This window comes from Devosia polycyclovorans, assembly GCF_042181575.1.
Classification (GTDB): Bacteria; Pseudomonadota; Alphaproteobacteria; order Rhizobiales; family Devosiaceae; genus Devosia; species Devosia polycyclovorans.
The window spans coordinates 1,063,604-1,084,578 of record NZ_CP170082.1; the positions used below are offsets into that span (position 1 = coordinate 1,063,604).

Here is a 20,975-nt window from a genome sequence, read left to right on the forward strand (position 1 = left end):
TCCCCAAAGCAGGCACACAAACGGGACCGCACACGACGCGTCGGTCCCCACGATGATTGGACGTGACGTCCCCCCGGCCACCTTTGTCGGGTTTGATTATGGCCGAATAACTGATAAGTCCGATTGTCCATACATCACCCGGGCGACGATGACAAAGCCGCAACATGAGCAAAGTAGCGGCTTTTTCGCCCGCGTTCTGGAACAACCCTATCTGCTATTGGTGCTGGCACCGCTGTTCTGGGGCGGCAATGTGGTGGCCGCCAAGCTAACCGTTGGGCAAATCGACCCATTTTTACTGCTGGCCAGCCGTTGCGTCCTGGCCACCAGCTTCATCCTCCCCTTTGCCTGGCCGCATCTGAAAGGGGATTGGGACGTGGTGCGCCGGCATTGGCTGGTGCTGATGGCCTATGGCGCGGTCGGTTATGCCCTCTTCAACGGCTTTCTCTATCTGGGGCTGCAGACCACGACGGCGGTCAATTCGGCAATCGAGCAGGGCTCGCTGCCGATGCTGATCCTGGGGGCCAATTTCATCATTTTCCGGGTGCGGGCACAGTTCATCCAGATCCTGGGGGTCTTGCTGGCCATCACCGGGGTCGTGCTGACCGCCACGCATGGCGACCTCATGCGCATCCTGACGCTCGACATCAATGCGGGCGACGGTTTCGTCATGCTCGCCTGCCTGGCCTATACCAGCTACACGCTGGCGCTGCGCTTCCGCCCGAAGATGCACATCTTGAGCTTCATGGCCGTCAGCTTTTCGGGCGCGGCAATCACGTCCGTTGTCATGCTGGCGTTTTCCCAAGGCGGGTTGGGGCAGGTGGCCACGCTCACCTCGGCGCCGCCAGTGGTCTGGGCCGTCATTGCCTATGTGGCGGTTTTCCCATCCATGTTCAGTCAGGTGGCCTATGCCCGCGGGGTGGAACTGGTGGGCGCCAATCGCGCTGCGCCCAGCCACAACCTCATCCCGGTGTTCGGAACATTGGGCTCGGTAATCATTCTGGGCGAGACCCTGCAGGCTTATCACTTTGTCGCCGCGGCGATCATCGTCAGCGGCATTCTGCTGGCGGAATGGGCGGCGCGGCGGGTAAAATAAGAGAGGCGGCCCCGAGGCCGCCTCCCAACGTCGCTGATCTGAGCAATCCTAGAATGTGAGCGCCTTGGCCTGCTTGACGCCTTCAAGCCCGGCGATCTGGCCCAGTTGGTCGGCTGTCAGGGTGCCGTCGATGGAGACGAGCGCGATGGCGTCGCCACCAACTTCCGCGCGACCGAGATTGAAGTTGGCGATATTAATGCCCAGCGTGCCCAGGATGGTACCGAGACGGCCGATATGGCCCGGCTTGTCTTCATTGGTGACATAGAGCATGTGCGGAGTGACTTCCGCTTCCATGTTGATGTCCTTGACCTGGATGATGCGCGGCTTGCCATTGGCGAACAGGGTGCCAGCGACACCGCGGGTCTGCCGTTCAGTGGTTACGGTCAGGCGGATATAGCCTTCATAGGCGCCCTGCTGGTCGCGATTGGTGGTTTCCACCACAATGCCACGGTCCTTGGCGATCTGGGGGGCAGAAACCATGTTGATGTCGCCCAGCGAAGGCTTGAGCACGCCATTGATGGCGGCGGCGACCATGGGGCGGGTGTTCAGACCAGCCGGAGTGCCTTCGAACTCGAGCTTGATGCCCGAAATCGCGGTCTCCGTCAGCTGGCCGGCAAAGGAGCCAAGGGCCTCGGCGAGCTTGACCCAGGGTGTGATAATCGGGGCTTCCTCGGCCGAGATGGACGGGAAATTGAGCGCATTGGTGATCTCGCCGGTCATCAGATAGGCCGAAATCTGTTCGGCAACCTGCAGCGCCACGTTTTCCTGCGCCTCGGTTGTCGCCGCGCCAAGATGGGGGGTGCAGATGACGTTGGGCAGTTCGAACAGCGGATTGTTCTGGGCGGGCTCTTCAAGGAACACGTCCAATGCAGCGCCGGCGACCTGGCCGGACTTGAGTGCTTCAAAGAGCGCTGCTTCATCGATCAGACCGCCGCGGGCGCAATTGATGATCCGAACGCCCTTCTTGGTCTTGGCCAGGGTGTCGGCATTAAGGATGTTGCGGGTGGCGTCGATCAGCGGGGTATGGAGGGTGATGAAATCGGCGCGCGCCAGCAGGTCGTTGAGCTCGACCTTTTCCACACCCAGCTCCACAGCGCGTTCCGGGGTCAGGAACGGGTCATAGGCAATGACCTTCATCTTGAGGCCCTGGGCGCGGTCGGCGACAATCGAGCCAATATTGCCCGCCCCGATCAAACCCAGCGTCTTGTGGGTGACTTCCACACCCATGAAGCGGTTCTTCTCCCACTTGGAGGCGCGGGTCGAGGCGTCGGCCTCGGGAAGCTGGCGGGCCAGTGCCATCATCATGGCAATGGCATGTTCGGCCGTGGTGATGGAATTGCCGAAGGGCGTGTTCATCACGATGATGCCCTTCTTGGTCGCGGCCGGAATATCGACATTGTCGACACCGATACCAGCGCGGCCGATGACCTTGAGATTGGTGGCGGCCGAAAGGATCTTTTCAGTCACCTTGGTGGCCGAGCGGATGGCGAGGCCATCATACTGGCCGATGACCTCGAACAGCTTGTCCTTGTCCTTGCCCAGATCGGGCAGGTAGTCGACCTCGACGCCATTGTCCTTGAAGATCTGGACGGCGGTGGGGCTCAGCTTGTCGGAAACGAGAACTTTGGGCATTGGAGCAGTCCTGTTTTTGATGGGAGCGGGCTTCGCCCAGCTTCACCATGAAAAGGGGAAAGGGGCCCCGCCTCGCGGGGCCGGCAGGGGTTCAGGCAGCGGCCTTGAGCGCGGCCTTCTCCTGGGCGAACGCCCAATCGAGCCACGGCGTCAGCTTTTCGAGGTCGGACGCTTCAACGGTCGAGCCGGTCCAGATCCGCAGGCCTGTAGGCGCATCGCGGTATCCGCCGATGTCATAGGCCACGCCTTCCTTGTCGAGACGGGCGACAATGGCCTTGGCAAAAGCCGCCTGAGCGTCGGCATCAAGCGCGTTGATGTCGGGATCGGAGATGACCAGACACACCGAGGTGTTGGAGCGTTCGTCTTCCTTTTTGGCCAGGAAGTCGATCCAGTCGGTCTTTGCCACCCAGTCGGCCAGTACCTTGGCATTGGCGTCGGCGCGAGCCTGCATGGCCTTGAGACCACCGATCTCGACACCCCATTGCATGGCATCCACCGCATCCTCGATGCAGATCATCGAGACGGTATTGATGGTTTCGGCCTTGAAGATGCCTTCGATCAGCTTGCCGCCCTTGGTCATGCGGAAGATTTTCGGCAGCGGACGATCAGGCTTATAGCTTTCGAGCCGTTCGACGGCGCGGGGCGAGAGGATCAGCACACCATGGGCCGCCTCGCCGCCCAGCGCTTTCTGCCAGGAGAAGGTGACGACATCGAGCTTGGCAAAATCGAGATTCTGCGCGAAGGCGGCCGAAGTCGCGTCGCAAATGGTCAGGCCTTCGCGGTCGGCGGGGATCCAGTCGGCATTGGGGACGCGGACGCCCGAGGTGGTGCCGTTCCAGGTGAAGACAACATCGCGGTTGAAATCGACCTGGGTCAGATCGGGCAATTCGCCATAGGGCGCGTCGAGCACACGGACATCGTCGAGCTTGAGCTGCTTTTGCACATCGGTGACCCAGCCGGCGCCGAAGCTTTCCCAGGCGAGCATGTCGACGCCGCGGGCGCCCAAGGCGCTCCAGAGGAACATTTCCACGGCGCCGGTATCGGAAGCGGGAACAATGCCGATGCGATAGTCGGCGGGCACTTCGAGCAGGTCGCGGGTCAGGTCGATGGCCTGCTGAATGCGCGCCTTGGCGGGTTTGGCCCGGTGCGAGCGGCCGGTCAGCGCGCCGGCAAGCGCATCAATCGTCCAACCTGGACGCTTGGAGCACGGACCCGACGAGAAATTTGGATTAGCCGGTTTGACCGCCGGTGCGGTTTGGGGCGTATCAGCCATATCAAGCGGCCCTCCCAGGCCTATTGTCTCGCGTTAGGGCGAGATGTCCTGAGGCCGCCAATACTCCTGGGAAGGGAAACCGTCAAATGGATTCTGATCTCGGGTTAGTTAGTTTGTAGCTTAGTAGCAGTTGGTTGTACCACCAATCAGGCCGGGCCGGTGCGAAAGTCATAGCGGCTGGCTGATCTGGCAGCTCAGTCGACAACGCAGCGTTGCGAAACCCAGATTCTTGCTGGGTCTGCCGCCTTGCCGCCAAGATCGAGGCAGGTATCGGGCGTGCACAGGGTCCAGGGTGAGACGGTCGCGCCAGATGCCGCAAGAATGAGATTTTCGATGGGCGCAAGCTGCGGCGCATAGACCCACCGCCCATCCCGCAGCACTGCATTGTCTGGAAGTTCTATCCCGGCACCAGAGCCTTCTACGCTGGCCTCCACGACCTTGAGGGCATTGCCCTGCACGATCCAGTTTTCCGACCAGACGGTCTTTTCAACCGAGTGGGTCCAGTTGAGTGAAAAGGCGGTTGCCGCAAGCGCGATAAGCTTCCCGCCTGCGGCAATACAGAGGCTCATCAAGCTTGCCTTGCAGCAGTCTGGCGCGCCTTGCGCAGCCGCCAGACCTGCAGTGCGACAAGGACAAATCCCAGGGCGAAGCCGATTTCGTCAGTCATCGGCAGGGCCAGGATCAGCGTGATGCCAGCGGCAAGGAAGGCTGCGCGTTCCACCACCCCGGCCTTGACGAAGAGGAAGCCGATCAATCCGACACCGGTTAGCCCGATACCCACGCAGGCCTTGAAGATCACATAGGCGACCTCCACCGGATATCCATAAGCCTCCGCCATCCAGCCGCCTTCCTGCAGCATGAGGGATGGCGTGAACACGGCCATGAAGGGGATCACGAACCCTGCGGCTGCCAGTTTGATGGCGTTAAGCGAAATCTTCAGCCCGCTCGATTTGGCGATGGGGGCCGCTGCAAAGCAGGCCAGCGCCACCGGGGGGGTAAGGTCGGCCATAATGCCGAAATAGAAGACAAACATGTGGCTGACCAGGAGCGGCACGCCCAGTTCAAGTAGGGCCGGTCCTGCCAACGAAGAGGTGATGATGTAGTTGGGGATGGTGGGGATGCCCATGCCCAGCACCAGGCAGGTGAGCATGGTCAGGACGAGCGAGAGGAAGAGATTGCTTTCCCCGATGCTGATGATGGCGCTGATGAAGGTCGAGGCAATGCCGGTGAGGGTCAGAGTGCCGATCACAACCCCCACGACCGCACAGGCAACGCCGACGGGCAGGGCATTGCGCGCACCCTGAGCCAACGCATCGCGGCAGATGGCCAGGGTTTCCCGGCCGCCCTTGAACAAGGCGCAGGCCAGGATCAGCCCGAGTATGACCGCCAACAGCAGGTTGACGCCAACCCAGGCGAACGAGGCGGCTGCCAGGCCAAGCGCGATCCAGAAGACAATCCGGAATGCCATTGGCCCAATAAGGGCGGCGAGCGGCGTGCCCAAGATCAAAACGACGACCAGCGCCAGACCCATCGTCCCCGCGAAGACGGGCGTGTAGCCGGCCAGGAGCAGATAGACCAACGCGGCCAGAGGCAGGATCAGTGGCCACTGTTCCTTGACCGCGCGCCAGGGATTGGGAAGCTGCTCCCTGGACATGCCTTTGAGGCCAAGTCGCCCGGCTTCCAGGCGCACCATCCAGAAACAGACAGCAAAGTAGAGCGAGGCCGGAATGATCGCTGCCTGTACGATCGCGGCGTAGGGGACATTGAGCGTTTCGGCCATGATGAAGGCCACTGCCCCCATGACCGGCGGCATGATTTGCCCGCCCATCGAGGCCGTGGCTTCGACACCTCCGGCAAAGGCGGACCGGTAGCCGAAGCGTTTCATCAGCGGAATGGTGAATTGCCCGGAGGCCACGACATTGGCGACACCGGAGCCCGATATGGTCCCCATGAGCGCCGAGGACAGCACCGCGACCTGCGCCGGGCCACCCCTGGTCCCGCCGACCAGCCCGAGGGCGAAGTCATTGAACAGCTTGAGCATGCCAGCCCGTTCGAGGAAGGCAGCAAAGACGACAAAAATGAAGATGTAGGCGGCTGACACATAGATCGGTGTTCCGTAGATGCCTTCTGTGCCGAAGCCGAAATGCTCCACAATGAGCTCGAAATCATAGCCGCGATGGATCAGCGGGGCAGGGAGGTGTTGCCCGAAGAAGCAGTAGGCAAGAAAGATGCCCGCAATCAGCGCGAGAGGCCAACCCAGGATGCGGCGCGCTGCTTCAAAGACCAGCACGACGGCAGTGGTGCCAACGATCAGGTCCATTGTGGTCAGGAAGCCGGTGCGGCGAATGAGGTCTGCGTAGAACACCCAGTTGTAGACACCGGTTAGAAATCCGGCCACGCCCAGCGCCCAGAACAAGGCCTTGGCCGGTGCGGTCCTGGCCACCAGGTTTGCTACAAGTCCGAAGCTCAAGAGCAGCAGAAAGCCAACATGCATGGCGCGCACAACCTGGCTGGGCAGGGTGCCATAGGCTGCCGTCCAGAGTGTGAAGAGGGCAAAGGCGATGGCCGTACCGAAGGCGATCTTGCCTGTAATGCCCGGGCCAAAGCCCGGTGGCAGTCCCTCGGCAATCTCCTCCTCGGATTGATGAGCAAGGGTGTCGGCCCGAATGTCACCGGATTGGGTCATAGGTCTCTTTCCTCCCAGAAGAGCAATGTGTGGACCCGCCGACGAAGGCGGCGGGTCCCAGGGGCATTATTGAATGATGCCCTGTTCGCGGTAATACCGTTCGGCGCCGGGATGCAGCGGAATGGGCAAGCCCTTGATCGCGGCGTTGATGTCGATGTTCTCGGCAGCGCTGTGGGCGGCCCGCATGCGATCGAGATTTTCGAACAGCAGCTTGGTCATCTGGTAGGCGGTTTCCTCGCTTACGCCCTCGTGGGACACAAGGATATTGCCGATGGCGGCGGTCGGTACGTCCTCGTCCTGGCCGCTATAGGTACCGGCCGGGATGACGGCGGGCACATAGGGCTCGCCGATCTGCACGACCGTCTCGGCTGGAATGGCCACGATGTTGATCTCATGGGTCGCCGTCAAATCCTGGATGAAGGCCACGCCCAGGCCCGCGGACTGCAGAGTGGAGTCGAGTTGGCGGTTCTTGATCAGTTCGGCAGATTCCGCATAGGGCAGGTATTCCACCCGGCCAAGATCCTCATAGCTCAGTCCCGCAGCTCCAAAGATGGCGCGGGCATTGAGTTCGGTGCCCGAAGCCGGCGCGCCCACCGACATGGATTTGCCGGGCAGGTCTTCCAGCGTCTCAATGCCGGAGGCGGCGTCGGCAACGATCTGCACGTAGTTTGGATAGATGGCCGCAATGGCCCGAAGGCCTTCCAAGCGCTGCGGGAAGCCAGCTTCTTCGCTTCCTGCCCAGGCCAGCGCGACCGAGTCGCCCAGGGCAAAGGCAATTTCACCGCGTCCCTGAGCGAGCAGGTTGAGGTTTTCGACCGAGGCCTTGGTCGACTGCACCTGGGTCCGCGATCCCTCGATCCCGTCGCCGTAGATTTCGCTGAGCGCGACGCCCAGCGGATAGTAGACGCCCGAAGTGCCGCCGGTCAGCACATTGATGAATTCCTGGCCATAAGCGGCCGGCGTGGCAAGGGCGGTGCACAGCAGGGCTGCCGCGCCCAGGCGCGTCATCATCTTGGTCATCGATTTCCTCCCAATAGGTTTGATGGCCGCCGGTCATTGCGGCGTACCGATCGACTAGGAGCAATCCGCGTGCCAAGCCGGTGGCATTGAAATCATTGAATTTATTCTTCGGGCCCAAGCGGAACTCCGCCCGCACGCCGATCAGCCTGGCGAAGTTTCGCCAAGCTCGGGCTCGAGGCGCAGGCCATATTTGGCAATCTTCTCGTTGAGCGTTCGACGCGGCACGCCCAGCCGCTCTGCCGCCTCGGCGGTGGCGCCCCCGCTGGCTTGAAGCGTGGCGGCAATGAGCTTGGCCTCATAGGCAGCCACCAGTTCAGGCAGGCTGGCTGAACTTGCCGGCGCCAAGGCCGGGGATTCGAGCCCAATCACCATGCGCTCGGCATAGGATTTGAGCTCGCGAACATTGCCAGGCCAGCGCCGCTGCGAAAGCTCCAGGCCGAGCTCGGGGGGCAATTCCCGGAAGGGGAGGCTATGCCGCTCGGCCGCACGGCGCGCAAAGACATTGTAGAGCAGCAGGATATCCTCTGGCCGGTCGCGCAATGGAGGGACCGGCAGGTCGATGGTGGCAAGGCGGAAGTAAAGATCGGACCGGAACCGCCCCGCTTCGCTTTCCGTCTTGAGATCGACCTTGGTCGCGGCGATGAAACGGACATCGACCGGTATCTGCTGGTTGGAGCCGATCGGTTCGACCATGCGCTCCTGGATGATGCGCAGCACCTTGGCCTGCAGCGCCAATGGCATGGATTCTATCTCGTCAAGAAACACCGTTCCGCCTGAGGCATAGGCAACCCGCCCCTGACGCGCCCCTTGCGCCCCGGTAAACGCGCCCCGCTCATGCCCGAACAATTCGCTTTCGAAGATCGTTTCGGGAATGGCCGCACAGTTGATGGCGACAAATGGTGCAGCGCGGCGGCGACCAAGATCATGGAGGGCTCGGGCAACGACTTCCTTGCCGGTGCCGGTTTCGCCAGTGATCAGCACATCCACATCAATATCGGCGAGGCGCTGTACCGCTCGACGGAGGGTCGCCATCGCCGGGGACGTGCCGATCAACCTTGTCTCGATGTCTTCTGCCCCGCGTTGCAGGCGTTCTATCTCCCGTTTGAGCCGTCGCCGCTCGACGCCATTGTCAAGAATGGAGACCAGTAGGTCGGCATCATAAGGCTTTTCGAGAAAGTGATAGGCGCCGGCCTGAATGGCCTCCACCGCCAAAGGCACGTCTGCGTGGCCCGTCAGCAAGATCACGGGAAGGTCCGGATCGCGCTGGCGGATGTTCCCCAAGAGGTCGAGGCCGGACAGGCCGGGCATGCGGATGTCCGACACCACGCAGTCGCAGGCCATGCTGTCGATGCTGCCGAGCGCCTCTCTGGGATCGCAGAAGGTCTCGACCGCAAAGCCGCTGGCGTCGAGCCAATCGGCCGCGGCAGCGCAGAGATCGGGTTCGTCATCGACAAATACTATCCGGCCGCGGGTCATTGGGCGGGCTCCAGCTTGACCGACCGGGATGCCAGGGGGAGAGAAACGGTTGCACATGCGCCGCCACCCGGCGCCGATGAAAAGGTCAGCGTGCCCTTATAGTCCTCCAAGATCGCCCGGGATATGGAAAGACCCAAGCCAAGGCCTTCGCCGGATGCCTTGGTGGTGAAGAACGGCTCGGTGATCTGGTCGGCGATATCTTGCGGGATGCCCGGGCCCGCGTCGCAGAACTCCACCATCGCCATGTCGCCGGACTGTTTCAGACTCACGGAGACCTGGGAATTGCCCATGCTGGCTGTCGCATCGATCGCGTTGATCAGAAGATTGATGAAGACCTGCTCGATTCGAACTGCATTGACAGCGGCCATGATCGTTGAATCGGTGCTTTCCAGCACGGGAGAGACCCCGCGCTCCTTCGCCCTGGGCGCGACGATATCGAGCGCTTCGGCGATGGATTGGTCAAGGGCGATCGGTTCGCTTGGCAGGCTTTTGGCGCGCGATGAAAAGGTCCTCAGATACTTGATTGTGCGCTGCATCCGCTTGAGGAGGTCCCGTCCGGCTTGAATGGAGGCCGTGGATTTTTCGGTATTCTGGTTGCGGGCATGCAGGCTGGCCGCGGCAAGTGTGTTGTCCAGCGCCGAAAGGGGTTGGCTGACCTCATGGACGATTGCCGCGGACATGCGTCCCAACGCCGCCAGCTTGGCGGCATGGATCAGGCTGTCCTGGGTCAGGCGCAATTCGTCCTCGGCGCGCTTGCGCTCCTCGACCTCGCGCGCCAGTGCACCGGTGCGCTCGGCCACGCGACGCTCCAGCACTGCGTTCTGCTCGAGCTTCCAGCGCGTCAGCTGCCGACGCTGATAGCCATAAAGCCCAACCAAAAGGCAAACGAGGGTGAGGAGACCCACCACCCCGGCGACCAATTGTGCCTGATCGCGAACGGGCGCAGAGGGCAGTGCGCTGAGCAGCCGCCATCCCTTGGGCGCGATCAGGGTGGTGCTCAGCGCCAGGCGCGGCAGTCCTTCCTGGTTCACGGATGTGAGCCCTTCGGTCTCCAATGCGTCAACCAGCGGCGCCCGGGCGAACACATCGTTGCCATCATAGCGGCGCTCAGCCTGGATCCGCGTCTTGTCCGCTTCTGAGAGGGCATAAAGGGGTCGATAGCGCCAATTGGGTACCCCGCTCAGAAAGACGATACCCGCACTGTCGGCCACGCCGGTCATCTCTCCCGCCTCCGCCCAGACGCGTTCGAGCGGCGACATGTCCACCTTGACGACCGCCACGCCCAGCGGCCCCTCCGGCCCGTCGATGCGGCTGGAAAGGAAATAGCCCGGCACGCCGGTGGTCACGCCCACGGCATAATAGGCGCCCCGGCCCAGTTCGAGCGCATCGGTAAAATAGGGCCGGAAACCGTAATTGTGGCCCACAAAGGAGCTGGGCAGATCCCAGTTGGAGGCCGCCAGGGTCAATCCATTCCGGTCAATCAGGTAGACGGCATCTGCCTGGGCGTGGCGGGCGACATTGGCCAGATAGGCATTGACCCGTTCGACGCGCACAGCAGACGGCCGGGTCAGAAGGTCAAGCACGCGATTGTCTTCGCCCAGCACCTGGGGCAGATAGGCAAAGCGTTCGATCTCGCTCTCGACGGCGCGCTGCGACAAGGTCAGCCGATCGCGCAACTGCCCTGCGAGCCGATCCATGCCGGCTTCATGCGCCAGCAAATAAGCGGCAGCAGCCAGACCGCACACCAGGACGGCGGCCGCGACGCCAAAATGCCACCTCGCTCTGCGCTGCCCAGCCACCCTACCTCCCCTGCAGCCGCATATTTGCTTTCCTGCCTCGATAGCTTAGCGCCAAAGCGGCAGTCTCGTCATCACCTTGCAGATCACGCGCCGGGAGCGCGGCCGCCGAGCAAGGAACCCGTCAGCGGCCAACCCATTGATGTCTGGAATGGTTTTTGTTCGCCGCCACTAACGGGCGGAACGGATTTGGCGTGGCGGACCGAAGCAGGCATGATGGCCCCAGATATCCCTTCGACCGATCGCCCGGCTGCGGGGATATATTATTGAGCGCGAGCAAAGGCAGGTGAACATGCCACGGAGTACCCTTCTGACCCCGATGCTGGCGGCCGGCGCCATCCTGCTCAGCGTGGCGCTGCTCATCATGGGCAACGGCCTACAGGTCATGCTGCTGCCCATTCGCGGCGGCCTCGAAGGCTTTTCGCCCTTCGAGGTGGGTCTGCTTGGTTCGGGGTACTTCTTGGGCTTCGTGGTAGGCTGCGTGCTGACGCCGCGACTGATCATGCGCGCGGGGCATATCCGCACCTTCGCCGCGCTGGTCTCGATCGCTTCGGCAGCGGCGCTGGGCTTCCCCATTGGTGTTGACGCCATAGTGTGGATCGCCCTGCGCATGATCACCGGCTTTTGCCTGGCCGGGCTTTATCTCGTGGTCGAAAGCTGGCTCAACGACCAGGCAACCAACGAAACCCGCGGCATGCTGATTTCGACCTATGTCACGGTCAATTTCACCGTCATCACGCTGGGGCAGATGCTGGTGACGCTGTTTCAGCCCGATAGCTTCGTTCTGTTCTCCATCGCCTCGGTGCTAATGTCCCTGGCGGCGGTGCCCATCGTCATGACACGGTCGAGCCAACCGGCCCCGATCACCATCGTGCGGTTTCGGCCGGTGCGCATGTTCCGGCTGTCCCCGACTGGCACGGTGTCCATTTTTCTCATCGGCATGGCGACCGGTTCGTTCTGGTCGTTGGGGCCTGCCTATGCCAGCGAGACCAGCGGCAGCATTCGAGATGCAGCGCTGTTCATGAGTGCTGCCGTGCTGGGCGGGGCGGTGTTGCAATGGCCTGCGGGCAAGATTTCGGACTCCATGGATCGCCGGCAGGTGCTGATCGGGCTGGCGCTGTTTTCGATTGTCGCCGGCGGTGTGCTGGTAGTCCTGCCCTACGCTACCTGGCCATGGCTGGCCATCGGCTTTGCGTTCGGGGCCGGGCTACTGCCCTGCTACGCCATCGCTGCCGCCCATATTTTCGACTTCGCCGACCGTGCCGATTATGTCGAGGTGTCCGCCGGCCTGTTGCTGATCAACGGCATTGGCTCAAGCATTGGCCCCCTGTTGGCCTCGCTCAGCTTCGAGTTGATCGGCCCGGCCGGGATTTTTGTTACCAATGGGCTGGTGTTCGCCGGTCTGGTTGCGTTTGTCGCGGTGCGGCTGGCGCGGCGCGAGGGTCTGCCGGAGGAGGAAAAACACAATTTCGACCTGGGTACCAGCGCTGCGGTGTCGGTGGTTGCGGACGAGGAGGCAATTCAGCTCAGCGATCTGGTGATCGAGGACCCGATCGAGGCGCAGAGCGAACCGGCCGATCCGGTGCCCTAGGGTCGGGGCAAGTTCTGCGGCAAAACCGCTCAAAAAGTCATACCAATGACTGGCTCTCGGCGGGCAAAGCCATTAGCGTGGCGCAAATTCCAGTTCTATTTCCCCACAATCGAGACGATCCATGGCTGAGCCTACTCTATTCGCCCGCTTCGTAGCCCTTGTCGGCGGCGCTGCCGTTGCCATCCGCCATGCGGGCGACGGCCCCAAACCGCACGCCTTCGGTACGACCCCGTCCATTCCCGATCCAAAGCCGCAGGGCAAGATTCCGACGCTGAAAATGCCCACGGCCAAGGGCTGGGAGGGCAATCACATGCCGACCCCGGCGGCCGGACTCAAGGTCAATGCCTTTGCCCGCGATCTGGTGCATCCGCGCAATATGCATGTGCTGCCCAATGGCGATGTGCTGGTGGCCGAATCCATGGGCGAGGAGGGCTCTGGCCCGCGCTCGTTGTTCGATCATGCCATGCACGCGACCATGAAGCGGGCTCGCGCGGCGGGGAAAAGCCCCAACCGCGTCACTCTGTTGCGCGATGCCGATGGCGACGGCGTGGCCGAGGAGCGCCATGCCTATATCGAGAATGTCCGTCAGCCCTTCGGCATCGCGCTCATTGGCGACACGCTGTATGTCGGGGCCTCGGATGCGGTTCTGGCTTATCCCTATGTTGCCGGCGAAACCAGGATTACCGCGCCGGGCAAGAAGCTCATGGACCTGATCCCCGGCGGTCACTGGACGCGCAATCTCATCGCGTCCAAGGACGGCACCAAGCTCTATGTCGCGGTCGGTTCGCTCAGCAATATCGGCGATCACGGCATGGCGGCGGAAGAAAACCGCGCCTGTATTCACGAACTGGACCTGACCACAGGCAAGTCCCGCATTTTCGCCGGCGGGTTGCGCAATCCCGTCGGCATGGCCTGGGAACCGGTCGGCGGCCATCTCTGGACGGTGGTCAACGAGCGTGACGGGCTGGGTGACGAGACACCGCCCGATTATCTGACCTCGGTGGTCGATGGGGGCTTTTACGGCTGGCCCTATTGTTACTGGGACCGGGTGGTCGACGACCGGGTGCCGCAGGATCCGGCCAAGGTTGCCAGCGCCAAGCAGCCGGATTACGCGCTGGGCGGGCATACCGCATCGTTGGGACTCTGCTGGCTGCCGGAAGGCACGCTGCCGGGATTTCCTGCGGGCATGGCCATTGGCCAGCACGGATCGTGGAACCGCTCTACGCTCTCGGGCTACAAGCTGGCGTTCGTCGAGTTCAAGGACGGCAAGCCGGTTGGGATGCCGCGCGAAATCCTGGGCAATTTCCTCTCGCCGGATGAGAAATATTCTTATGGCCGTCCGGTGGGCGTGGCGCTGGCCAAGGATGGTTCGGTGCTGATGGCCGATGATGTGGGCGACGTCATCTGGCGCGTCACCGGCGCCTGAGACCAGGTCTGCCAATTTCCGGGGGCGCCGCAGCTAGTCTGCTGCGCCCCCTGCATTTGCTGGTCAGCCTAGCCGATTGCCGTCCAGTTCGTCCTCGATATGGGCACGCACGATATCGTCGAAACTGGTTTCGGCGAGAAAACCCAGTTCCAGTGCCCGGCGCGTGTCGAAATTTTGCGGCCAGCCGGCAACGATCCGGGCAATCGTCTCGTCCGGTTCGCGACGGATCAGGCGTGTTGCAGCAGAACCGCCAAAGCGTTCGAGCGCGGCAACTTCCTCGGCAATGGTGGCGGAAAGCCCCGGCATGGTGAGCGTGCGGCGCTGGCCGAGCGGAGCAGTGTCCAGGGTCGCGGCATGCAGCAAAAAGCCAATCGCGGCGCGGGGGCTGGCGAACCAGTGCCGCACACTGTCCTCGACCGGAAGAACCGCCTCCATACCGTTGAGGGGCTCGCGGATAATGCCGGAAAAGAAGCCGGAGGCCGCCTTGTTCGGCTTGCCGGGCCGCACCACAATGGTGGGCAGGCGGATGCCGATCCCATCGACAAACCCGCGCCGGGAATAGTCGGCCAGCAAGAGCTCGCAGATGGCTTTCTGCGTGCCATAGCTGGTCAGTGGTGTGTGGGCCATGTCGTCCGGAATGGCCGGGGGCAGGGGCTCGCCGAAGACTGCAATCGATGAGGTGAAGACCAGGCGCGGGCAATAGGGAGCGTTTGCGCCCTGACGCCTGATGGCTTCGAGCAAATGGCGGGTGCCATCGAGGTTAATCGCATAGCCTTTGTCGAAATTGGCCTCCGCTTCGCCAGAGACGATGGCGGCCAGGTGAAAGATCAGGTCTGGCTGTTCTGCGACCAGTTGTGTCGCTATACCGGGGATCGAGAGATCCGCCGCGACCGGGACGGTGGGAATGCGGTGGAGCGGGGGCTCGGGCGCCATCACATCGGCCAGCGTCAGGCGGTCGATCTGTTCTTCGCCGATTGCGCCGGCTTCGAGCAGCGCCGCAGTCAGTTTGCGGCCGACCATGCCGGCGGCACCGATTATCAGGATATGCATGTCAGTCTCCTCGATGCGCAATTGAGCACTGTCGGGACCATCAGGTCCAGCGCGAACGAATGAGGCCGGTGTCTTCTGACACCGGCCCCTTGTGCTTTGGGCGGAGGTGGCGGTCCGCCACCAGCGCGTCAGTTGAAGCGGTAGCGCACGGTGCCGCGCACTTCGTGGACCCAGTTGTTCTTGATCGAATAGGGGAAGTTCGTGCTGGTGTTGGCAATGTCGTGGATATAGAGGCCACGATATCCAACATCGGCCACCACCTGACCGAAATCATAGCCGACACCGACCATGCCTGCGGCTGCCAGGCTGGTATTGCTGCCCCAGGTGTCGGGCACTGCGGAACCCTGCGTGACCATGCGGTTGAAGGCAACGCCGGCACCGGCGCCGGCATAGCCGAACAGGCCGCCAGCGGCTCCATAGCCATAGTCGCTGCCAAGGCCAAAATCGTAGTAGGCATTGGCGAGCACGACCGTGGAGCGGAGCGAGAGGGTGTGCGGTCCCTGCGTCAATGCGGGGTTGGCGCCGGCGCCGATAGTGGCCTGCATGCCTTCGGTGCTCAGGTGGTCGACGGTAGCGTCGAAGCGCCATCCGTCACCCGTTTCGAACCCAACGCCGGCACCCACCGAATAGCCGTAACCCCAGCGGTCAATCGCGTGCGTATTGCCGGTAGCCAGGGTGGTGTGGGTGACTTCGGGGGCCCAGTGCAGGTTCAGTCCGGCGCTGCCGCGCAGGTAGAAGGAGCCGGAATAGCCATAATCCACATCGGGAATTTCAATGACAGGCGGGTAGTACGGCAAATCCGCGGCGACGGCTTGCCCTGCAATCATGGTCGCTCCTGCGACCAGTACTGCGGCGGATAGGTTACGCATGACGAAGGTCCTTTGGTTGCCACGACACCAAGTCGATTGCGACCAATATCCGGCAAACTTCTTAAGGCCCACTTAACCTAAACATTTAACCCTAATTCGGGAGAAAACAGGATCGTTTACAGATCATTACTCTGCTTGGATCGTCTTATTGTTTCTTTTAGACTTGATTTGGCGCTTCACGCGACCTGGCGTATGGCGGCCTCGATCTGGCCGACAACCGTTTCGACCAGGATGGCGTCGTCTGCCTCGCCCATGACCCGGATCACCGGCTCGGTGCCCGATGCGCGGACCACGAGGCGCCCGCCATTGCCAAGCATGGCCTGGCCGTCGGCAATGGCCTGAATGACCTGCTTGTGCTCGAGCGGCTTGCCGGCCTTGAATTTCACGCTGCGCAACAGCTGCGGCACCTTTTCGAAGCGCGCGCAGATTTCGGAGATCGGGCGGTCCATCTGCTTGAGCACGGCCAGCAATTGCAGTGCCGCCACCAGCCCGTCGCCCGTGGTGGTGAAATCGGACAGGATGATATGGCCCGATTGTTCGCCACCGACATTGAAACCTTTCGAGCGCATGGCCTCGAGCACATAGCGGTCTCCGACCTGGGTGCGCTCCAGCGTCAGTCCCAGCTTGGCCAAGTGCCGCTCGAGCCCCAGATTGGACATGATGGTGGCGACAATGCCTCCGCCCACAAGCATCTGCTGCTCCAGCCAGCTTTCGGCGATGACGGCCATGAACTGGTCGCCGTCGACCACATGACCCTTCTCGTCGACGATGATCACGCGGTCGGCGTCGCCATCGAGGGCAATGCCGATATCGGCGCGCACCTCCTTGACCTTGGCTGCAACGGCCTCGGGCGCGGTCGAGCCGACCTTGTAGTTGATGTTGAAGCCATCGGGCTCAGCGCCGATGGTGAAGACTTCCGCACCCAGTTCCCACAGGGCGATCGGGGCTACCTTATAGGCTGCGCCATTGGCGCAATCGAGCACGACGCGCAGGCCGGCCAGGTCAATATTTCGCGGCAGGGTGCGCTTGGCATATTCGATATAGCGGGTGCGCGCTTCCTCATCGCGATGGGCCCGGCCAATATCGCGGCCCCTGGCCAGATGACGCGTCATGTCGCTGTCGATCAGCTTTTCGATTTCCAGCTCGAGGTCATCACTGAGCTTGTATCCGTCGGGCAGGAACAGCTTGATGCCGTTATCGTCAAAAGGGTTGTGCGAGGCCGAAATCATGACGCCGAGATCGGCGCGCAGCGAACGTGTCAGCATGGCGACGGCAGGGGTTGGCATCGGGCCAAGCAGATAGACATCCATGCCCACAGCGGTAAAGCCTGCCGTCAGGGCCTGTTCGATCATGTAGCCGGAGCGGCGCGTATCCTTGCCGATGACGACGCGGTTGCGGTGGTCGCCGCGCACGAACTTCGTGCCGGCCGCCATGCCGACCTTAAGGGCCAGTTCCGGGGTGAGCTTGTCGCCATTGGCCAAGCCACGAATGCCGTCCGTGCCAAAATATTTGCGGGCCATGGGTTGAGTCTCCCGATTCACTGGTCTTGAAAGCAGCATACCACTTTGCGCTGGCATAGCGCAGCGCCGTGCAAAACTAAAGGGCCGCCCGGGGGCGACCCTTAATGGATATGATGAACGCGCTTAGCTTTCCGGCTGCGGCTCCATGCCCGGCTCGGGCGGAGAGTCCGGGCGCTTCTTGTTGGTCTTGCCCGCCGAGGGAACCCCGGAGGCCTTGGGCGCCGCCGGGCCGCTGCTGTCATCCGGGCGCTCGGGCTGCTTGCCGTCCATCAGGGCGCGCAGTTCGTCGCCGGTCAGGGTTTCATATTCGAGCAGCGCCTGGGCAATGGCTTCCCACTGATCGTGATAGGTGGTCAAGATGTGGCGGGCGGAAGCCTCACCGTCCTCGATCAGCTTGCGCACTTCCTGGTCGATGATGCGCGCCGTGTCATCGGACATATGCTGGCTCTGCGTCACCGAATGGCCCAGGAAAACTTCCTGGTCATTGGACTTGTAGCGCACGCGGCCGAGCTTTTCGCTCATGCCCCATTCCATCACCATGGAGCGGGCCAGCGAGGTCGCCATCTGGATATCGCCCGAGGCGCCCGAGGTGACCTTTTCCGGACCGAACTTGATGATCTCGGCCTCGCGGCCGCCGAACAGCATGGTCAGCCGCGCCAGCGCCTTTTCGCGGGAGAAGGAATAGCTGTCGTTCTCGGGCAGGGTCATCACCATGCCCAGCGCGCGGCCGCGCGGAATGATGGTGGCCTTGTGGATCGGATCGATCCCGGCAACCTTGAGTGCGATGATGGCGTGACCAGCCTCGTGGTAAGCGGTCAGCTTCTTCTCGTCATCGGTCATGGCCATGGTGCGGCGCTCTGCGCCCATCATGATCTTGTCCTTGGCGTCCTCGAATTCCTGGTGGGTGACGAAGCGCTTGTTCTTGCGCGCCGCCATCAGGGCCGCCTCGTTGACGAGGTTCATCAGGTCAGCGCCGGAGAAGCCGGGCGTGCCGCGCGCGAGAACCTTGAGGTCGACGTCCGGGGCCAACGGTACCTTGCGGACGTGAACCTTCAGGACCTTTTCGCGGCCCGACACATCGGGATTGGGCACCACGACCTGACGGTCGAAACGGCCGGGACGCAGCAGGGCGGGGTCGAGGACGTCGGGGCGGTTGGTGGCAGCAATGAGGATAATGCCCTCATTGGCCTCGAAGCCATCCATCTCGACGAGGAGCTGGTTGAGAGTCTGTTCGCGCTCATCATTGCCGCCGCCAAGGCCGGCACCACGCTGGCGGCCGACGGCGTCGATCTCGTCGATGAAGATGATGCAGGGCGCGTTCTTCTTGGCCTGCTCGAACATGTCGCGGACGCGCGATGCACCCACACCGACAAACATTTCGACGAAGTCGGAGCCGGAAATGGTGAAGAAAGGCACATTGGCTTCGCCGGCGACCGAGCGGGCCAGCAGCGTCTTACCGGTGCCGGGAGGGCCGACCAGCAGGACGCCGCGCGGAATACGGCCGCCCAGACGCTGGAATTTTCCGGGATCGCGCAGGAATTCAACGATCTCTTCGAGATCCTGCTTGGCTTCATCCACGCCGGCAACGTCTTCAAATGTCACCTTGCCCTGGGTTTCGGTCAGCAGCTTGGCACGGCTCTTGCCAAAGCCCATGGCGCCGCCACGACCCCCGCCCTGCATCTGGCGGATGAAGAAGAACCACACGCCGATGATGACGAGGAAAGGCAACCAGCTCGAGAGCAGGATGGACCAGAAGGGGCTCGATTCGGGTGCGCGAGCGGTGATGCTCACGTCGCGGTCTTCGAGTTTGGTGATGACATCGGCCCCATCGGGAATGATGGTTTCGAAACGGGTGCCGTCGTTGAGCTGGCCGGAGACCACATTGTCCGTGATCGTCACGGTCTGCACGCGACCGGACTCAATGTCGGTCACAAACTGGCTATAGCTCTTTTCGGCCACGGACATGGTGCGCGTGGACGATTGGAAGACCTGGAACAGGCCCATCAGCATGAAAAGTATGACCAGCCAGATGGCAAAGTTGCGGAAGTTTCCGTTCATCAAATCCTGTCCCGGAGAGGCCAGCGCTCGGGTCGCGCCAGTATTAGGGCGAATGTAAGACCCTCAATGGGGCGTTACAAGGGCAAGACCTCTGCTGTTCGGGCCTTCCCGTCCAGTCATATTGTCGCGATGGGGTTAATACGCGGTGGCGAGACAAAGGATGCATGACCAAGCGCCGGACCGCGTTTCCGCCTCCGGATTTGAAATGGACGTGTTCCGAGGCACGTGCGTCTCAGTGAGACATCGCGGCCCCTCGCCATTCCAGGGTAGCGCTCATGATGCGGGGTTTTGTCGGGCATTTGCTGGCCCGCTTACAGTGGAAGAACCCAATTTCAATTTCGATCGGGACGGCACTTGAGTTGCTTTTATGATGGCGGTTAACCGTTAAGCCCCCCGAACCAAGACCGTCCGCAACCCAACCCAAGTCCGCCCAAAACAAAAGCCCCGGCTCATCACCGGGGCTCGTCAAATTTAAGTTGCAGCGTTGACTAGGACCCTGCCGCTTCCTTCACCGCTTCCTGCACCTTTTCAAAGGCGCGGACTTCGATCTGGCGGATGCGTTCGCGGCTGACCTCATATTGCTGGGCCAGCTCCTCGAGGGTCGATGGGCTTTCCTGCAGGCGCCGGGCCTGGAAAATGGCGCGTTCGCGCTCATTGAGCACATCCATCGCCTTGTTCAGCATGCCCATGCGCTCGGAGTATTCCTCGCTTTCGCCCAGGCTGGTCTCCTGGTCGGGCGTGTCGTCGACCAACCAGTCCTGCCATTCAGACGAACCTTCGTCGGCCCGCATGGGGGAATTGAGCGACGCGTCACCCGACAGGCGCGAATTCATCTGCACCACTTCGTCCTCGGTCACATTGAGGGTGGTGGCGATCTGCTTAATCTGCTCGGGGTGGAGCGTACCGTCATCCAGTGCGGCGATCTGGCCCTTCACCTTCCTGAGGTTGAAGAACAGTCGCTTCTGGGCCGCGGTGGTGCCGATCTTGACCAGGCTCCAGGAGCGCAGCACATATTCCTGGATGGCCGCGCGAATCCACCACATGGCGTAAGTCGCCAGGCGGAAGCCTTTTTCCGGCTCGAAGCGCTTGACCGCATGCATCAGCCCGACATTGCCCTCCGAGATGACCTCGGAAATGGGCAGGCCATAGCCACGATAGCCCATGGCGATCTTGGCCACGAGACGCAAATGGCTAGTGATGAGCTTTTGCGCTGCGCCGGGATCGGCGTGCTCTTTATAGCGCTTGGCCAGCATGTATTCTTCATCCGCTTCCAGCATAGGAAACTTGCGGATTTCCTGAAGATAGCGGCTGAGGCCCCCATCGGACGAGAGGACCGGCAAATTCGTTTGGGCCATGGACGCACCCCCTTTTCAGCTTCCCCCGCATGCCGCGGGCGGAAAGTCAGTCCTTGTCCGGTAAGGCACAACGACTGATGTGAGGACTATATAAGTTGCAGTTTGGTGAATTTAAGGGACCAAGAGGAAA

The 20,975-nt window shown here is 62.0% G+C and carries 15 protein-coding genes; 3 read left to right on the top strand and 12 right to left on the bottom strand.

Going from position 1 to position 20,975, the window contains the following annotated elements; all coding sequences use genetic code 11:
- Positions 1 to 148: 148 nt before the first annotated feature.
- Entirely contained in the window at positions 149 to 1,093 is a 945-nt protein-coding gene (locus tag ACE4RL_RS05495; RefSeq protein WP_375599512.1) for a DMT family transporter, read from the top strand.
- Positions 1,094 to 1,141: 48 nt separating this feature from the next.
- Here ACE4RL_RS05495 and serA read toward each other — a convergent pair whose 3' ends face one another.
- The 7 genes from serA to ACE4RL_RS05530 form a co-directional block, all read right to left on the bottom strand.
- Complete coding sequence (serA, locus tag ACE4RL_RS05500; protein ID WP_375599513.1) at positions 1,142 to 2,725, bottom strand: phosphoglycerate dehydrogenase; 1,584 nt, start codon at positions 2,723 to 2,725, stop codon at positions 1,142 to 1,144.
- A gap of 91 nt (positions 2,726 to 2,816) precedes the next feature.
- A complete protein-coding gene (locus ACE4RL_RS05505) occupies positions 2,817 to 3,998 on the bottom strand; it encodes a phosphoserine transaminase (RefSeq protein ID WP_375599514.1) in 1,182 nt (393 codons plus the stop codon).
- A gap of 194 nt (positions 3,999 to 4,192) precedes the next feature.
- Positions 4,193 to 4,567, bottom strand: coding sequence for a DUF1850 domain-containing protein (locus tag ACE4RL_RS05510; RefSeq protein WP_375599515.1), 375 nt, complete (start codon positions 4,565 to 4,567; stop codon positions 4,193 to 4,195).
- A complete protein-coding gene (locus ACE4RL_RS05515) occupies positions 4,567 to 6,684 on the bottom strand; it encodes a TRAP transporter permease (RefSeq protein WP_375599516.1) in 2,118 nt (705 codons plus the stop codon). Before ACE4RL_RS05515 ends, ACE4RL_RS05510 begins: the two co-directional genes overlap by 1 nt.
- 66 nt (positions 6,685 to 6,750) lie before the next feature.
- Positions 6,751 to 7,692, bottom strand: a complete 942-nt coding sequence (locus tag ACE4RL_RS05520) for a TAXI family TRAP transporter solute-binding subunit (RefSeq protein ID WP_375600239.1) — start codon at positions 7,690 to 7,692, stop codon at positions 6,751 to 6,753.
- Positions 7,693 to 7,845: 153 nt separating this feature from the next.
- The gene (locus tag ACE4RL_RS05525) at positions 7,846 to 9,180 is read right to left on the bottom strand and encodes a sigma-54-dependent transcriptional regulator (protein WP_375599517.1); all 1,335 of its coding nucleotides are present in this window, start codon (positions 9,178 to 9,180) and stop codon (positions 7,846 to 7,848) included.
- Complete coding sequence (locus ACE4RL_RS05530) at positions 9,177 to 10,877, bottom strand: ATP-binding protein (RefSeq protein ID WP_375599518.1); 1,701 nt, start codon at positions 10,875 to 10,877, stop codon at positions 9,177 to 9,179. The genes ACE4RL_RS05525 and ACE4RL_RS05530 overlap by 4 nt, the downstream gene beginning before the upstream one ends.
- A gap of 391 nt (positions 10,878 to 11,268) precedes the next feature.
- On the opposite strand from ACE4RL_RS05530, the gene ACE4RL_RS05535 reads away from it, so the two are divergent.
- Both ACE4RL_RS05535 and ACE4RL_RS05540 read left to right on the top strand, forming a co-directional pair.
- On the top strand, positions 11,269 to 12,567 hold the full coding sequence (locus ACE4RL_RS05535; protein ID WP_375599519.1) for an MFS transporter: 1,299 nt from the start codon (positions 11,269 to 11,271) through the stop codon (positions 12,565 to 12,567).
- A 121-nt stretch (positions 12,568 to 12,688) separates the two neighbouring features.
- On the top strand, positions 12,689 to 13,993 hold the full coding sequence (locus tag ACE4RL_RS05540) for a PQQ-dependent sugar dehydrogenase (RefSeq protein WP_375599520.1): 1,305 nt from the start codon (positions 12,689 to 12,691) through the stop codon (positions 13,991 to 13,993).
- Between the two features lie 63 nt (positions 13,994 to 14,056).
- Here the strand turns inward: ACE4RL_RS05540 and denD are convergent, their stop codons facing one another.
- From denD to rpoH, 5 genes are all read right to left on the bottom strand, one after another.
- Positions 14,057 to 15,043, bottom strand: a complete 987-nt coding sequence (gene denD / locus ACE4RL_RS05545; RefSeq protein ID WP_375599521.1) for a D-erythronate dehydrogenase — start codon at positions 15,041 to 15,043, stop codon at positions 14,057 to 14,059.
- 128 nt (positions 15,044 to 15,171) lie between these two features.
- Positions 15,172 to 15,912: a hypothetical protein gene (locus ACE4RL_RS05550; protein WP_375599522.1), complete on the bottom strand. Its 741-nt coding sequence runs from the start codon at positions 15,910 to 15,912 to the stop codon at positions 15,172 to 15,174.
- 176 nt (positions 15,913 to 16,088) lie between these two features.
- Positions 16,089 to 17,432 carry a phosphoglucosamine mutase gene (gene glmM / locus ACE4RL_RS05555; RefSeq protein WP_375599523.1) on the bottom strand — a complete coding sequence of 448 codons (1,344 nt, stop codon included), beginning with the start codon at positions 17,430 to 17,432 and terminating at the stop codon, positions 16,089 to 16,091.
- Positions 17,433 to 17,555: 123 nt separating this feature from the next.
- Positions 17,556 to 19,490 carry an ATP-dependent zinc metalloprotease FtsH gene (ftsH, locus tag ACE4RL_RS05560; protein WP_375599524.1) on the bottom strand — a complete coding sequence of 645 codons (1,935 nt, stop codon included), beginning with the start codon at positions 19,488 to 19,490 and terminating at the stop codon, positions 17,556 to 17,558.
- Positions 19,491 to 19,978: 488 nt separating this feature from the next.
- The gene (gene rpoH, locus ACE4RL_RS05565; RefSeq protein ID WP_375599525.1) at positions 19,979 to 20,845 is read right to left on the bottom strand and encodes an RNA polymerase sigma factor RpoH; all 867 of its coding nucleotides are present in this window, start codon (positions 20,843 to 20,845) and stop codon (positions 19,979 to 19,981) included.
- Positions 20,846 to 20,975: the final 130 nt, after the last annotated feature.

What these genes read in the sequence shown, in the direction of transcription:
- ACE4RL_RS05535 (WP_375599519.1), top strand. Translation starts at nt 11,269, where the DNA reads ATGCCACGGAGTACCCTTCTGACCCCGATGCTGGCGGCCGGCGCCATC.
- ACE4RL_RS05530 (WP_375599518.1), bottom strand. Translation starts at nt 10,877, where the DNA reads ATGGATCGGCTCGCAGGGCAGTTGCGCGATCGGCTGACCTTGTCGCAG.
- ACE4RL_RS05520 (WP_375600239.1), bottom strand. Translation starts at nt 7,692, where the DNA reads ATGACGCGCCTGGGCGCGGCAGCCCTGCTGTGCACCGCCCTTGCCACG.
- serA (WP_375599513.1), bottom strand. Translation starts at nt 2,725, where the DNA reads ATGCCCAAAGTTCTCGTTTCCGACAAGCTGAGCCCCACCGCCGTCCAG.
- ACE4RL_RS05515 (WP_375599516.1), bottom strand. Translation starts at nt 6,684, where the DNA reads ATGACCCAATCCGGTGACATTCGGGCCGACACCCTTGCTCATCAATCC.
- denD (WP_375599521.1), bottom strand. Translation starts at nt 15,043, where the DNA reads ATGCATATCCTGATAATCGGTGCCGCCGGCATGGTCGGCCGCAAACTG.
- ACE4RL_RS05540 (WP_375599520.1), top strand. Translation starts at nt 12,689, where the DNA reads ATGGCTGAGCCTACTCTATTCGCCCGCTTCGTAGCCCTTGTCGGCGGC.
- ACE4RL_RS05505 (WP_375599514.1), bottom strand. Translation starts at nt 3,998, where the DNA reads ATGGCTGATACGCCCCAAACCGCACCGGCGGTCAAACCGGCTAATCCA.
- ACE4RL_RS05550 (WP_375599522.1), bottom strand. Translation starts at nt 15,912, where the DNA reads ATGCGTAACCTATCCGCCGCAGTACTGGTCGCAGGAGCGACCATGATT.
- ACE4RL_RS05510 (WP_375599515.1), bottom strand. Translation starts at nt 4,567, where the DNA reads ATGAGCCTCTGTATTGCCGCAGGCGGGAAGCTTATCGCGCTTGCGGCA.
- rpoH (WP_375599525.1), bottom strand. Translation starts at nt 20,845, where the DNA reads ATGGCCCAAACGAATTTGCCGGTCCTCTCGTCCGATGGGGGCCTCAGC.
- ftsH (WP_375599524.1), bottom strand. Translation starts at nt 19,490, where the DNA reads ATGAACGGAAACTTCCGCAACTTTGCCATCTGGCTGGTCATACTTTTC.
- ACE4RL_RS05525 (WP_375599517.1), bottom strand. Translation starts at nt 9,180, where the DNA reads ATGACCCGCGGCCGGATAGTATTTGTCGATGACGAACCCGATCTCTGC.
- ACE4RL_RS05495 (WP_375599512.1), top strand. Translation starts at nt 149, where the DNA reads ATGACAAAGCCGCAACATGAGCAAAGTAGCGGCTTTTTCGCCCGCGTT.
- glmM (WP_375599523.1), bottom strand. Translation starts at nt 17,432, where the DNA reads ATGGCCCGCAAATATTTTGGCACGGACGGCATTCGTGGCTTGGCCAAT.